12 protein-coding genes are annotated in these 14622 nt (G+C 69.1%); 7 read left to right on the forward strand and 5 right to left on the reverse strand.

Annotation, left to right across the window (positions count from 1 at the left end):
* Positions 1-9: 9 nt before the first annotated feature.
* Together AC0VYB_RS03095 and AC0VYB_RS03100 are read right to left on the reverse strand one after the other, a co-directional pair.
* The gene (locus tag AC0VYB_RS03095; protein ID WP_063249926.1) at positions 10-477 is read right to left on the reverse strand and encodes a peroxiredoxin; all 468 of its coding nucleotides are present in this window, start codon (positions 475-477) and stop codon (positions 10-12) included.
* A gap of 2 nt (positions 478-479) precedes the next feature.
* A complete protein-coding gene (locus AC0VYB_RS03100; RefSeq protein WP_193338390.1) occupies positions 480-1661 on the reverse strand; it encodes a glycerate kinase in 1182 nt (393 codons plus the stop codon).
* A gap of 206 nt (positions 1662-1867) precedes the next feature.
* On the opposite strand from AC0VYB_RS03100, the gene uraD reads away from it, so the two are divergent.
* The 4 genes from uraD (at position 1868) to aceE (ending at position 6585) form a co-directional block, all read left to right on the forward strand.
* Entirely contained in the window at positions 1868-2362 is a 495-nt protein-coding gene (gene uraD / locus AC0VYB_RS03105; RefSeq protein ID WP_063249984.1) for a 2-oxo-4-hydroxy-4-carboxy-5-ureidoimidazoline decarboxylase, read from the forward strand.
* Positions 2359-2682 (forward strand): hydroxyisourate hydrolase, encoded by a 324-nt coding sequence (gene uraH / locus AC0VYB_RS03110; RefSeq protein ID WP_475385033.1) that lies wholly within the window; start codon positions 2359-2361, stop codon positions 2680-2682. Before uraD ends, uraH begins: the two co-directional genes overlap by 4 nt.
* Positions 2683-2831: 149 nt before the next feature.
* A complete protein-coding gene (gene pucL, locus AC0VYB_RS03115) occupies positions 2832-3716 on the forward strand; it encodes a factor-independent urate hydroxylase (protein ID WP_009378007.1) in 885 nt (294 codons plus the stop codon).
* Between the two features lie 112 nt (positions 3717-3828).
* Positions 3829-6585, forward strand: a complete 2757-nt coding sequence (gene aceE / locus AC0VYB_RS03120; RefSeq protein ID WP_156491144.1) for a pyruvate dehydrogenase (acetyl-transferring), homodimeric type — start codon at positions 3829-3831, stop codon at positions 6583-6585.
* Positions 6586-6591: 6 nt separating this feature from the next.
* On the opposite strand, the gene AC0VYB_RS03125 is transcribed toward aceE, so the two are convergent.
* Entirely contained in the window at positions 6592-7377 is a 786-nt protein-coding gene (locus AC0VYB_RS03125) for an IclR family transcriptional regulator (RefSeq protein ID WP_009378011.1), read from the reverse strand.
* A 155-nt stretch (positions 7378-7532) separates the two neighbouring features.
* Between AC0VYB_RS03125 and AC0VYB_RS03130 the strand changes: the two genes are divergently transcribed.
* From AC0VYB_RS03130 to AC0VYB_RS03140, 3 genes are all read left to right on the forward strand, one after another.
* Positions 7533-8912 carry an NAD-dependent malic enzyme gene (locus AC0VYB_RS03130; protein WP_063249923.1) on the forward strand — a complete coding sequence of 460 codons (1380 nt, stop codon included), beginning with the start codon at positions 7533-7535 and terminating at the stop codon, positions 8910-8912.
* A 61-nt stretch (positions 8913-8973) separates the two neighbouring features.
* The gene (locus AC0VYB_RS03135; protein ID WP_278372416.1) at positions 8974-10302 is read left to right on the forward strand and encodes a DUF6986 family protein; all 1329 of its coding nucleotides are present in this window, start codon (positions 8974-8976) and stop codon (positions 10300-10302) included.
* Complete coding sequence (locus AC0VYB_RS03140; RefSeq protein WP_259864441.1) at positions 10299-11126, forward strand: bifunctional allantoicase/(S)-ureidoglycine aminohydrolase; 828 nt, start codon at positions 10299-10301, stop codon at positions 11124-11126. The genes AC0VYB_RS03135 and AC0VYB_RS03140 overlap by 4 nt, the downstream gene beginning before the upstream one ends.
* 58 nt (positions 11127-11184) lie before the next feature.
* Here AC0VYB_RS03140 and mqo read toward each other — a convergent pair whose 3' ends face one another.
* Together mqo and AC0VYB_RS03150 are read right to left on the reverse strand one after the other, a co-directional pair.
* On the reverse strand, positions 11185-12660 hold the full coding sequence (gene mqo, locus AC0VYB_RS03145; protein ID WP_009378021.1) for a malate dehydrogenase (quinone): 1476 nt from the start codon (positions 12658-12660) through the stop codon (positions 11185-11187).
* A 105-nt stretch (positions 12661-12765) separates the two neighbouring features.
* Positions 12766-14409: an RNA polymerase sigma factor gene (locus AC0VYB_RS03150; protein ID WP_162909055.1), complete on the reverse strand. Its 1644-nt coding sequence runs from the start codon at positions 14407-14409 to the stop codon at positions 12766-12768.
* Positions 14410-14622: the final 213 nt, after the last annotated feature.

A 14622-nucleotide genomic window follows, 5' to 3' on the forward strand; every position in this document is an offset into this window, starting at 1 on the left:
CGTCGAGCCTCAGACGTCGAGGGTCTCTCGGAGGCGACGGACATGGCCGTCGGGGGAGACGTTGTACTCGGCGAGCTGGAGCGCGCCCGACTCGTCGACGACGAAGGTCGAACGCAGCGTGCCCTCGATGGTGCGGTCGCCGATCGTCTTCTCCCCGAAGCTGCCGTAGGCCTTCGCGACGGCGCTGTCTGGGTCGGAGAGCAGCGGGAAGGTCAGCGACTCGTCCGCGGCGAACGACTGGAGCTCCTCGGGGCTGTCGGGGGAGACCCCGAGCACGGCGAAGCCTCCGGCGGTCAGGGAGGCGAGGTTGTCGCGGAAGTCGCACGCCTCCGTCGTGCAGCCCGGAGTCGCGGCCTTCGGGTAGAAGTAGAGGATGAACCGCTGTCCTGCGAGACCCTCCTTCGAATAGGTCCGGCCGTCGGCGTCCTGGAGGGAGAAGTCCGGTGCCTGCTGCCCGACGGTGAGTGTGTTCGCCATGATCAGTGCCCTTTCGGTTGGTGTCCTGCCTGCTGGTGCCCGGTCGCCACGAGCGCGCATGCATGCGCGGCGGTCGATTCGATGAGGTCCTCAGCCTGCGCCGAGAGTTCGGAGAGATCCGCCGGCCCCGGGGCGATCGAGAGCGCCGCGGTGATGCCGGCCTCCCGGCACTCGGCGGGAGTGAGTGCGACCCGTCCGGCGACGACGATGATGCTCGCCGAGGCGGGGGCATGATCGCGGACGGCCGCGACGACCTTGCCCCCGAGCGACTGCGAGTCGAACGACCCCTCCCCGGTGAGGACGAGATCGGCGTCGGCGAGGGACTGAGACAGCCCGACCGCTTCGGCGACCATCGTCGACCCGGGCACGACCTCGGCGCCGAGGAGGGCGGTGAGCGCGAGCGGGATCCCGCCGGCGGCTCCGAATCCGGGGGTCGCGGCCATCGACTCGGCCTCGGCTGTGGACCCGGCGAGCACCTCGGCGACGTGGGTGAGACCGGCATCGAGACGCTCGACGGCGGGGGCATCGGCGCCCTTCTGCGGACCGAACACGGCAGCGGCGCCGCGGGGACCGGTGAGCGGGTTGTCGACGTCGACGGCGATGCGCCAGCGCACGGCGCGGGCACGCGGGTCGAGGCCGGAGTCGTCGACGGCGGACAGCGACGCCAGACCACCGCCGCCGGGCGGGATGGGTTCGCCCCCCGCATCGGTGAACCTGGCCCCGAGCGCGGTGACGATTCCGGCGCCGCCGTCGGTGCTCGCCGAGCCGCCGATGCAGAGGAGGATCTCGTCGACCCCCTCCTCGAGGACGCGGGAGGCGATGAGGCCGACGCCGTAGGTTCCCGCCCGCTCGGGTTCGAGAGGCACGTCGGAGACTTGGGGCAGACCATTGGCCTGGGCCGCCTCGATGACCGCGGTCCTCCCGTCGGCGGAGAGCCCGTAGCGGGCGGTCGTTGGGCGCCCCAGCGCGTCGACGACGTCGACGGTCCGCGCCGGGGTGCCCCAGACGGCCAGCAGCGCTTCGAGCGTGCCCTCACCGCCGTCGGCGAAGGGCAGCTGCGTGATCCGCGCGCTGGGGAAGGCCTGGGCCGCTCCACGGGCGAGTGCCGCGGCCGCGGCGGGGGCACCGGCTGAGCCCTTGAAGGAATCGGGCGCGCAGACGATGACGGGGGCTTCTTCGCTCATGAGCACATTCAACCTCACGGTTCCACTCGACACCACTGGCGCGCTTGCGTTCATCATACGGAAAAATATTTCCGAAAGCGATGACTTTCCCGGTGCTACCGCGGTTCTCATCGTCACGGTGGATGGATTTGACATCGCTGTGAGACCCGGGACACACTCGAGGCAACGAATGGAAGAGTGCTTCCGAGATGCGAAACGAGGTCGATGTGGACCTGATCGAATTCGATCGGCTGCCGGAGGGTGAGGCCCGCGAGGTCGTGCGCCCGTGCCTCGACGTCGAGCGCTGGATCTCCGGCGTCGTCGCCGGTCGCCCTTACGCCGATGTCGAGGCGGCGCTCGAGCGTGCCCGCACCGTCGCCTCGCCGCTGCGGCCCGAGGAGATCTCCGCCGCGCTCGCCCATCATCCCCGGATCGGGGAGAAGGCCGCAGGCGATTCCGCCGAGGCGGCCCACTCCTCCCGCGAACAGGCCGGACTCGGCGCCCTCGACGGATCCGTCGAGGAGCGTCTGCGCGCCGGCAACGCCGCCTACGAGGAGCGCTTCGACCGGGTCTTCCTCATCCGCGCCGCCGGCCGCACGCCGGAGGAGATCCTGGCCGAACTCGACCGCCGCATGACCAACACGCCCGAGGACGAACTCGCCGAGGTGGGCGACCAGCTCATCGAGATCGCCGTCCTCCGACTCTCAGGGATCCTCGCATGAGCTTCATCACCGCCCACGCCCTCGACTCGACCGCAGGCACTCCGGCCGTGGACCTCGCCGTCACCCTCTTCGACGGGGACACCGAGATCGTCAGCGCCCGCACCGACGCGAGCGGCCGGGTCAGCGACTTCGGACCCGAGCGCCTCGAGCCGGGAACCTACCGAATCGTCTTCGGCACCGGAGAGTACTTCGAGGCCCAGGGCATGGACCACTTCCACCCGCAGGTGACGATCGACTTCACCGTCAAGGAGGGCGAAGCCCACTACCACATCCCGCTGCTGCTCAGCCCGTTCGCGTACAGCACGTACCGGGGAAGCTGAGGCACCACAGCACTGCGCGACCACAGACACCAGGGGAAGCAGGCCCCCTGCAGGATCTCCATCCTCAACAAACCGCCGAAGCTCGCCGGAGACCCGGCAGCCTCGTTTTCGATATCCGGGCCGATCACGGCACAACGAGGAGTACGGCAATGAGCACAGTGAAACTCACGACGAACCAGTACGGCAAGGCGGAGAACCGCCTCATGCGGGTCTACCGCGACACCGACCGCCACGAGATCCGTGATCTCAACGTCACCTCCCAGCTGTGGGGCGACTTCGAGACCGCGCACACCGAGGGCGACAACGAGCACGTCGTCGCCACGGACACCCAGAAGAACACGATCTTCGCGAAGGCGAAAGAGCTCGGAGTGACCTCCCCGGAGCAGTTCCTCCTCGGGCTCGCCGACCACTTCACCTCAAGCTTCGACTGGGTGAGCGGCGGACGCTGGGAGGCCGAGGAGTTCGGCTGGGACCGGATCAACGACCACGACCACTCGTTCTACCGAGCCGCCCCCGAGGTGCGCACGGCGCTGCTCACCCGTGACGGCGACAAGGACACCCTCATCTCCGGCTTCCGCGACCTCACGGTGCTCAAGACCACCGGCTCCGGATTCGTCGGCTACCCGCGGGACAAGTACACGACGCTGCCGGAGACCGAGGACCGGATACTGGCGACCGACATCGCCACCCGCTGGGTCTACAACACGACCGACCTCGACTTCGAGGCGACGTACGAGAAGGTCAAGGCGATCATCCTCGACGCCTTCACCGACCACTACTCGAAGGCCCTGCAGCAGACCCTGTACAAGATGGGCGAGAAGGTCATCGACCAGGTCGACGAGATCGACGAGATCCGCTTCTCGTGCCCGAACAAGCACCACTTCCTCTACGACATCGAGCGCTTCGAGCTCGAGAACCCGAACGAGGTCTTCATCGTCGCCGACCGTCCCTACGGTCTCATCGAGGCGACCTTCACCCGCGACGGCGTCGAGGAGTCGAAGGACGCCTGGACGAACGTCCGGGGCTTCTGCTGACCCGCTAGAGCGGACTCGGACCCGCGGGAGACCCTCCCGCGGGTCCGTTCGTCGACCCCGCACCGCGTTGACCCCGACTTTTCGTCGACCCCTGACAGAGAGGCAAACCCCGATGACTGCACTGTCCTCCCGCCCCGACCACACCACCGCAACCAGCACCACCGCAACCACCGCCGACGAGGAGGTCGACGAGTGGCTCGAGTCCTGGGAGGGGCTCGTGAGCACCCAGGGCACCCTGCGCGCCGGTGAGATCATGGAGGCCCTGCGCCGGAGGGCGGCGACGAACTCCGTCGCCCAGCCCAAGGTGACGACGACGGACTACGTCAACACCATCCCGGCCGACCAGGAGCCCGCCTATCCGGGGGATGAGCGCCTCGAGCGCCGCTACCGGAAGTGGCTGCGCTGGAACGCCGCGATGCTCGTCCACCGGACCCAGCGGCCGGAGATCTCCGTCGGCGGGCACATCTCGACCTATGCCGGGGCGGCGACACTCTACGAGATCGGGCTGAACAACTTCTTCCGCGGCCAGGACCATCCCGGCGGCGGCGACCAGGTGTTCTTCCAGGGCCATGCCTCCCCGGGCATGTACTCCCGCGCCTACCTCGAGGGCAGGCTCACCGAGGCGCAGCTCGACGGCTTCCGCCAGGAGGCCTCCCGGGCGCCGAACGGCCTGAGCTCCTACCCGCACCCGCGGCTCATGCCCGGCTTCTGGCAGTTCCCGACCGTGTCGATGGGGCTCGGGCCGATCAACGCGATCTACCAGGCGCAGATGAACCGCTACCTCCACCACCGCGGGATCGCCGACACCTCCGAGCAGCGGGTGTGGGCGTTCCTCGGCGACGGGGAGATGGACGAACCCGAATCGCGCGGCGCACTCCAGCTCGCGGCGAACGAGGGACTCGACAACCTCACGTTCGTCGTCAACTGCAACCTCCAGCGCCTCGACGGGCCCGTGCGCGGCAACGGCAAGATCGTCCAGGAGCTCGAGGCGGTCTTCACCGGCGCCGGCTGGAACGTCATCAAGGTCCTCTGGGGCCGCGAATGGGACTCCCTGCTCGCCGCCGACCGCACCGGTGAGCTCGTGCGGATCATGAACGAGACCCTCGACGGGGACTACCAGACGTTCAAGGCCGAGTCCGGTGGGTTCATCCGCGACAACTTCTTCGGCCGCTCCCCGGTGACGAAGGGCCTCGTCGAGCACCTCAGCGACGATGACATCTGGAACCTCAAGCGCGGCGGCCACGACTACCAGAAGGTCTTCGCCGCCTACGACCGGGCGGTCCGGGAGCCCGATCGGCCCACCGTCGTCCTCGTCCAGACCGTCAAGGGCTACGGCTTGGGGACGAGCTTCGAGTCGCGCAATGCGACCCATCAGATGAAGAAGTTCTCCGCCGATGACATCAAGGCCTTCCGTGACCGGATGGACATCCCGATCTCCGATGCCGTCATCGATGCCGACCCGTACCAGGTGCCCTACTATCATCCGGGACCCGACGACGAGGCGATCGAATACCTCATCGAGCGGCGCCGCCGCCTCGGCGGGTTCGTCCCCGAACGGAGGACCGAGCGCAGTGCGATCACCTTGCCCGCGGTGAGCGAGAAGGCCTTCGCCCAGACCAAGAAGGGATCAGGGCAGCAGAAGGCGGCGACGACGATGGCCTTCGTCCGCCTGCTCAAGGACCTCATGCGCGAGAAGGGGGTGGGGGAGCGGATCGTGCCGATCATCCCCGACGAGGCGAGGACCTTCGGCATCGACGCGTTCTTCCCGACGGCGAAGATCTACAACCCCAACGGGCAGAACTACCTCGCCGTCGACCGGGAGCTCTTCCTCTCCTACAAGGAGGCGAGCTCCGGTCAGCTCCTCCACGTCGGGATCAACGAGGCAGGGGCGGCCGCCGGGTTCACCGCCGCCGGCACCGCGTACTCGACGCACGGGCAGCCGATGATCCCCATCTACGTCTTCTACTCGATGTTCGGCTTCCAGCGCACCGGCGACGCGTTCTGGGCGGCCGCCGACCAGATGACCCGAGGGTTCATCATCGGTGCGACCGCGGGGCGGACGACCCTGACCGGGGAGGGGCTCCAGCACGCGGACGGGCACTCGCCCGTGCTCGCGGCGACGAACCCGGCCGTGCGGATCTACGATCCCGCCTTCGGCTACGAGATCGGCCACATCATGCGCGACGGCCTCCACCGGATGTACGGCGAGCACGACCTCGGCGAGGCGGCGCGCAACGTCATGTACTACCTCACCGTCTACAACGAGCCGATGGTCCAGCCGGCCGAACCCGAGGACGTCGACGTCGAGGGGATCCTCAGGGGCATCCACCGGATCGCCGAGGCGGGGGCGGGGTCGCGTCCGCGCGTGCAGCTCCTCGCCTCAGGGGTCGCGGTGCCGTGGGCGCTCGAGGCCCGCGGTCTGCTCGCCCAGGACTGGGACGTCGATGCCGCCGTGTGGTCGGTGACCTCGTGGGCGGAGCTGCGCCGGGACGGTCTCGAGTGCGAGGCCGCGCGTCTGACCGATGTCGAGGCCGCACCGCGGGTGCCCTACGTCCGTCGCCGCCTCGGCGGGGAACCCGGTCCGATCGTCGCCACCAGCGACTTCGACTCGACGCAGCCGGATCTCATCCGGCCCTTCCTCTCCCAGGACTTCGCGACGCTCGGCGCCGACGGGTTCGGCTTCTCCGACACGCGGGCCGCGGCTCGGCGTCACTTCCGCATCGACGCCCATTCGATGGTCGTCCGGGCCCTGCAGCTCCTCGCCGACCGGGGCGAGGTGCCGACTGCGGCCCCCGCCGAGGCGGCCCGGAGGTACCGACTCGACGACGTCAACTCGGGCAGCTCGGGCACGGCGGGCGGGGATGCCTGAGGGGGCTCAGGAACCGCGGCGCATGTCGCGGGAGATCTGCTCGGCCGCCGAGCGGAGCAGGGGGATCGCGCGGTCGGCGAAGTCCTCGTCGACGCGGCTGATCGGCCCGGAGACGGAGATCGCGAGCGGGGACGGGGCATCGGGGACGGACATCGCGAAGCAGCGCACCCCGAGCTCCTGCTCCTGTTCGTCGATCGAGTACCCGCGCTGACGGATCCGCTCGAGTTCGGCTTCGAGCTCCTCGATCGTGCCGATGCTGTGCTCGGTCGGGGTGGGCATGCCCGCGGTGGTGACGATGTGGCGGACCTGCTCGGGGTCGAGCTCGGCGAGGATCGCCTTGCCCACACCGGTGTCGTGCATATGGGTGCGGCGTCCCACCTCGGTGAACATCCGCATCTGCCGCTCGGAGGCGACCTGATCGACGTAGACGACCATGTCCCCGTCGAGGGTCGCGACGTTCGCGGACTCGCCGAGCTCCTCGACCAGCGTGCGCAGGTAGGGTCGGGCGATCGCCCCGAGCTGCGCACCGGCGAGATTGCCCAGGCGCACGAGTCCCGGCCCGAGTGCGTAGCCGCGGCCCGGCAGCTGACGGACGACGCCGAGGCCGAGCAGGGTCGAGAGCAGCCGGTGGATCGTCGGCAGGGGGAGGTTGACGTCGGCGGCGATGTGGCTGAGCGTGGCCGAGCCGGAGGAGTTCGCGATGCACTCGAGGAGGCCGAACGCGCGCTCGACGGACTGCACCCCGCCCTTGGTCTGGCGGATCGCGGGGGTGGCTGAGTCGTTCGTGGTCATCCGTAGTCCTCTTCCTCGAAGTGGGCGACACCTCCGCTCAGTCTACTGCGGAATGGAAGAAAGTTTCCGTTGACCGCCCGCTCCCGCTAGATTTTCCATGATGCAGAAGCTAACATCCGTAATACGGAAATGATTCCATCAGAGAGGATGACATCATGGCTGTTCCCAGCCCCGGATACTCCATCACCCTGCGTGTGGCCACGGCCGTCGGGCAGTCGTCGACCTCGGACCTCGTGGCCGCGGCCGCGGCGACCGGGGCCGGCATCACCGCGCTCGACGTCGTCGAATCCACCCCGGACACCGTCGTCATCGACGTCAGTGCCGACACCCGCGACGTCGCCCACGCCGAGGAGGTCTCGACCGAGCTGAGCGCCCTGCCCGGCGTCGACGTCCGGAAGGTCTCCGATCGGACCTTCCTCCTCCACCTCGGCGGGAAGCTCGAATCGACGCCGAAGGTGCCGCTGCGCAACCGCGACGACCTCTCCCGTGCCTACACCCCCGGCGTGGCTCGGGTGTGCAAGGCGATCGCTGCGAACAAGGACGACGCGAGGCGCCTGACGATCAAACGCAACACCGTCGCCGTCGTCACGGACGGGACCGCGGTCCTCGGCCTCGGCGACATCGGGCCCGAAGCGGCGATGCCGGTGATGGAGGGCAAGGCCGTCCTCTTCAAGCAGTTCGCGGGGGTCGATGCGTGGCCGGTGGCCCTCGACACGAAGGACGCCAAGGAGATCATCGCGATCTGCAAGGCCATCGCCCCGGCCTACGGGGGGATCAACCTCGAGGACATCTCGGCCCCACGCTGCTTCGAGATCGAACGCCGCCTGCGCGCCGAACTCGACATCCCCGTCTTCCACGACGACCAGCACGGCACGGGCATCGTCACGCTCGCGGCGCTGAAGAACGCCCTCAAGGTCGTCGGCAAGGACATCGCCGAGGTGCGCATCGTCGTCTCCGGGGTCGGCGCTGCCGGGCACGCGATCATCCGTCTCCTCCAGGTCGCCGGGGCGCAGACGATCATCGCATGCGGTCGGGACGGGGCGATCGGACCGAACTCGACCGTCGACACCGAGCACAAGGTGTGGCTGAAGGAGAACACGAACCCCGAGGGCTTCGAGGGCAGCCTCAAGGAGGCGGTCCGCGGTGCCGACGTCTTCATCGGTGTCTCGGCTCCGAACGTGCTGAACGGTGACGACATCGCCGCGATGAACGACGGGGCGCTCGTCTTCGCGATGGCCAACCCCGATCCCGAGGTCGACCCCGCCGAGGCGCTCAAGCACGCCGCCGTCGTCGCCACCGGGCGCAGCGACTACCCGAACCAGATCAACAACGTCCTCGCGTTCCCCGGGATCTTCCGCGGTCTCCTCGACGCCGAGGCCACCGACGTCGACGAGTCGATCATGGTCGCCGCCGCCGACGCGATCGCCTCGTGCATCCCGGAGGAGGACCTCCATCCCGGCTACGTCGTGCCCTCGGTCTTCGACCCCGAGGTCGCGAAGAAGGTCGCCGAGGCGGTCGCCGCGGTCTCGCGGTGAATGTGGGTGACAATGGTGGGGAGCCGGCAAGCTCACTCACACGGCAACGGAAGAGGATGAAGTGAAGCAATCAACGCTCGATGACATCGATGCTCTGCTCGCGGACACGGACGAGCTGCTGAGCACGCGTTATCCGGGCGATCGGGACGTGCGCCAACCCATCCACACGGTCTACGTCCCAGGTCACCAGGCCGATCCGACCGTCCCCCGGCAGTGGGGTGAGCAGGCGCTCGCCGCCGCCGAGGACAACGGTGGCATGGTCCAGCTCGCCGAACGCGTCATCGTCGCCGCCCGCAGGGAGGCCGACGAGACCCTGGGGCTCACCCCGCCGAGCCTCCACCAGGTCGCCCGGGAGGCGGAGCTGCTCGCCGAGGCGGTGACGCGGAAGCTGACGACGGAGCCGATCGAGGATCTCCGCTACGACTTCGAGGACGGCTTCGGCGACCAGGGCGACGAGGCCGAGGACGCCGCGGTGCGCGAGGCGGCCCGTGCGGTCGTGGCCGGGATGGCCGAGGACACCGCGCCGGCGTTCGTCGGGATCCGGTTCAAGTGCCTCGAGGCTGCGACCCGGGCACGGGGTCTGCGCACCCTCGACCTCTTCGTCTCAGGCGTCATCGCCGCCCACGGCTCCCTGCCCGAGGGGCTCGTCCTCACCCTGCCGAAGGTGAGCACCGCCGACCAGGTCACGGCCATGGTCGCGGCGCTGCGCGACCTCGAGGAGGAGCACGGCCTCGACGACGGGGCACTGACCTTCGAAGTCCAGGTCGAGACCCCGCAGCTCATCCTCGGCGCCGACGGCACCGTGCCCGTGGCCCGGGTCCTCGACGCCGGAGCGGGACGCATCACCTCGCTCCACTACGGCACGTACGACTACTCGGCGTCGATGGGCGTGGCCGCCGCCTACCAGTCGATGGAGCATCCCGTCGCGGACTTCGCGAAGAATCAGATGATGGTCGCCGTCGCCGGCACCGGCGTCCACCTCTCCGACGGGTCGACGAACATCCTCCCGGTGGGGGAGCCGGCGGCGATCGAGCAGGCATGGAGCCTCCACGCCCGCCTCGTGCGCAGACATCTGCGCCGCGGCATCTACCAGGGCTGGGACATGCACCCGCACCAGCTGCCGACCCGGTTCCTCTCGACCTTCCGGTTCTACCGGGAGGGGCTCGAGCTCGCAGCGCAGCGGCTGCGCAGCTACGTCAGGCAGGAGGACTCGGCCGTCCTCGACGAACCGGCGACGGCGAAGGCGCTCGCCCGCTACCTCAGCCGGGGCCTGTCCTGCGGGGCGCACACGCCCGAGGACATCGCCGAACGCACCGACATGTCCGCCGAGGTGCTCGAGCAGATCGCCCGCACCGGCGGCATCGCCACAGAGAAGGAGACCCGCGCATGAGCATCACCACCGACCCGTACACCTATTGGGCTCCGACCGGTGGGCACCCGCCGCAGTCGGATCTGCTCACCGACAGGGCGATCGTCACCGAGGCCTACACGGTCATCCCGCGTGGGGTGCTGCGCGACATCGTCACCTCGGCGCTGCCCGAATGGTCGGACACGCGCTCGTGGGTGCTGAGCAAGCCGGTGGCAGGGGGAGCGGTGACGTTTTCGCAGACGATCCTCGAGGTCCAGCCCGGCGGCGGCTCGCAGGCCCCCGAACCGCAGCCCGAGGTCGAGGGATTCCTCTTCGTCATGGCCGGTGAGCTCACCGTCACCCATGAGGGCACCGACCATGTGCTCACCCCGGGCGGGTTCGCGTACCTGCCGGCCGGATCGACGTGGTCTGCGCAGTCGACCGGCGCCGAGGCGGCCCGCTTCCACTGGGTGCGCAAGCGCTTCCAGCCGGCGGCCGGGCTCATCCCCGAGGCGGCCTTCGGCAACGAGGCCGATGTCGGACCGTCCCCGATGCCGGGAACCGACAACCGGTGGCGGACGACGAGGCCGTTGGATCCTGGGAACCTCGCCTACGACATGCACGTCAACATCGTCACCTTCGAACCCGGCGCGGTCATCCCGTTCGCGGAGACGCACGAGATGGAGCACGGCCTCTACGTCCTCGAGGGCAAGGCCGTCTATCGTCTCAACGGCGACTGGGTCGAGGTGCAGGAGGGCGACTTCATCTCGATGCGCGCCTTCTGCCCGCAGGCCTGCTACGCGGGCGGACCCGGCCGCTTCCGCTACCTCCTCTACAAAGACGTCAACCGCCAGGTCGAGCTCTGAGAGCGGGACCTGACGGCTGAGGTGTGGAGCTGGAGCGCCTCAGATGAGCTGAAGGGTCTCAGATGAGCTGCAGCGTCCTGGCGGTGTACTCGGAGAGCTCGGTGAGCAGAGTCTCGTCGTCGGCGAGGCTGCGCCCGAGCGAGGGGACCATGTCCTTGAGCGCGGGCTCCCATCCGTCGTACTGACGGGGGAAGCAGGTCTTGAGCAGGCCGAGCATGATCGCCACCGCGGTCGACGCACCCGGTGAGGCGCCGAGGAGGGCGGCGATCGAACCGTCGGCCGAGGACACGAGTTCGGTGCCGAACCCGAGGACGCCGCCGCGCTTGGCATCGTGCTTCATCACCTGGACGCGCTGACCGGCCTGGATGAACTCCCAGTCGGCAGGGTCGACCTCGGGGATGAATTCGTTCATCGCCGCGAATCGGGCCTTCTTCGAGGCTGCGAGTTCGGAGAGCAGGTAGGTGACGAGGTCCGTGTTGTCCTTGGCGACGCCGAGCATCGTCGGCAGGTTGTTCCCGCGGACGGAGAACGGCAGGTCGGTGAAGCGACCGCGCTTGAGGAACTTCGGCGAGAACCCGGCGTAGGGGCCGAACATGAGGTAGTCGTTGCCGTCGACGACGCGGGTGTCGAGGTGGGGCACGGACATCGCGGGTGCGCCGAAGGAGGCCTGGCCGTAGACCTTCGCCTGGTGGCGGGAGACGAGCTCGGGGTTCGCGGTGCGCAGGAAGATGCCGGAGACGGGGAAGCCGCCGTAGCCGCGTCCTTCGGGGATCCCGGACTTCTGGAGCAGCGGCAGGGCGCCGCCGCCGGCGCCGATGAAGACGAACTTCGCACTCACCTTGTGCGTCTCGCGGGAGAGCAGGTCACGGACCGTGACGGTCCAGCCGTCGGAGGAGCGGTCGAGGTCGGTGACCTGGTGGCTCGTGCGGATCGTCGCACCCTTGTCGGCCATGTAGCGCAGGAGCTGGCGGGAGAGCGAACCGAAGTCGACGTCGGTGCCGATCTGGGTCCGGGAGATGCCGTTGACCTGGCCCGGTCCGCGGCCCTCGAACATCAGCGGCAGCCATTCGGCCTGCGTGGCCGGATCGTCGGTGTACTCCATCTCGGCGAAGAGCGGGTTGCGGACCATCTGCTCACGACGGTTCCTGATGTAGTCCCGACCCTTCTCGCCGCGGCCGTAGCTGATGTGCGGGACCTGGTTGATGAAGTTCTTCGGCTCCGGAAGGACGCCGGTGTCGACGAGGTGCGACCAGTACTGGCGCGAGTGGTGGAACTGCTCGTTGATCTGCGAGGCCTTCTTCAGGTCGATGTGGCCGTTCGCATCCTCGGGGGTGTAGTTGAGCTCGCACAGAGCTGCGTGACCGGTGCCGGCGTTGTTCCACGGGTCGGAGCTCTCCTTGGCGACATAGTCGAGCTTCTCGTAGACCCGGATATCCCATTCGGGCTGGAGTTCGGTCAGCATCGCGCCGAGGGTGGCGCTCATGATGCCGCTGCCGATGAGGACAACGTCGACCTTTTCCTGCGTTGAGGGCATTTCCGCTCGCAATCTTCGTCAGAGGTGTGAAGTATCGACCTTCACATTACTCCCCGCCGGGGTCCGGGCCGAAGTCGGGGCCGTTGGCGCCCGCACGGACCCCGATCAATGGCAGTGCCAACCCCAGCCGACATCGTGGCAGTTGTCACCGGGCTCCGTCGGCGTCGGAGACGGAGTGGGAGGGCTCGTCGGAGGAGGTTCTGTCGGCGGCGGGCTCGTCGGTGGAGGTTCCGTCGGAGGAGGCTCCGTCGGTGGCGGGCTCGTCGGCGGAGGGCTCGTCGGTGGAGGTTCTGTCGGCGGAGGGCTCGTCGGTGGAGGTTCTGTCGGTGGCGGACTTGTCGGCGGTGGTTCCGATGGCGGAGGATCGGTCGGCGGCGGAGGCGCGGGCCGTCCCGGGCCGGGATCCCCCGGTCCGGGATCCCCCGGACCAGGATTGTTCGGGCCGGGATCGCGAGGTGCCGGCGGCGCCGCGTTCGGACCGCCGGGCTCGCCGGGAGCCGGAGGAGCAGGGGCCGGGTTCCGTGGTCCCTCGTTCGCCGGGACCGCGGGCACAGCGGCATCGGGAGAGCCGGCCGCCGGAGGGGCGACCGGAGAGCGCAGGTCCTCGCCGGGGTCGTCGTCGGCCAGGCCGGTCTCCGGCTGCACGGGCGAGGAGGTGGGACCCTCGACCTCCGGAGCGTTCGGGCTCGGGTCGAGTGCCCACACGGTCGCGGCGATCGCCGCCGTCGCGATGAGGGCGGCCGCGGCGATCTTGAGGCCGAGGGCAAGACCCGAAGGCGAGCCTGCCGCGCCGCTGCCGGACTGGGAACTGAAGAAGACGGTCTCGGAGTTCTGCGCGCCGGCCGGCTCTGCTCCGGCCGACTCTGCTCCGGCCGGCTCTGCGCCGGCGTTCGCGGCGGCGACGGGCGGGACAGCCGGGAACTGCTCGGATTCGATGAGCGCGGCGGCGAGGACGGCGGGGGTCAGCCACGCCCCGAGCTTCGTGTTGATGCGCCCGAGCAGCAGCGTCTGCCGGCGGCAGTACTGGCAGTGCCGCAGATGCGTCTCGATCGATGCTCCCCGTCGGCGGCCGAGCTGCTTGCGGACGTAGCGGGCGAGTTCGGAGGAGTACGCCGCGCATGCGGGCCTGGCCGGTTCGACGAGCTCCTGGAGGTAGGCGGTGCGCAGTCCTTCCCGAGCCCGGCGGAGCAGGGAGTTGAAGGAGTTCGGGGAGAGGCCGAGGGCCCCTGCCGCCTCGGCGGTGGGGGTGCCGTCGATGTCGATGAGCGTGATCGCGGTCTGCCAGGTCTCCGGCAGTGAGGAGAACGCACGGGCGAGGTGCTCGCGTTCGGCGATCTCGTTCGCGTGATCCCGCGAGCTGCTGCCGGCGAGGACGTCGAGGACCTCGGGAAGGACGGCGGTCGTCGCGCTCGTCGTCGCGGTGCAGCGGTAGGACTCCGAGCGCACGGCGGTCATGAGGTAGGACTTGAATGCGTCTTCGGGGCCCGCGCCATTGCCCCACGCGCGCCAGATCTTCGCGAACGCCTCGGCGACGGCGTCCTCGGCGCGCGGGCGGTCGCCGGTGAGGCGGATCGCGTAGTGGAGGGCGGGATCGTGGTGGCGGGCGTAGAGCTCTGCGAAGGCCTGCCGTCCGCTGGCCGAATCCGGGGTGTGCTCCCGGATGAGAGCGACGAGCTCGGCATCGGTCGCCGTCCCGCCGTCGTCCACGGGACTCTCGTCGTCAGGGGTGGGACTGGGGGATTCGGTCATGGACTCGTCATCGTCGGAAGCGGGGAATTCGACCGTCGAACCCGCGCGAGGGGAGGGTGCCGCGCTCGTTCGCCGGTGGGGTGCGCAGGGGAAGCACTGACCTCCCATTCTAGATACACCCGTCGTGCTCTCACAATGCGGAATCTCCTGATGTGGTCGGCAATCTGTGCCAACCCGCTGACCTGGGAGTTTGCCGAATCGAGAAAAATCTTC

This window comes from Brevibacterium sp. Z349TD_9 (assembly GCF_056173565.1).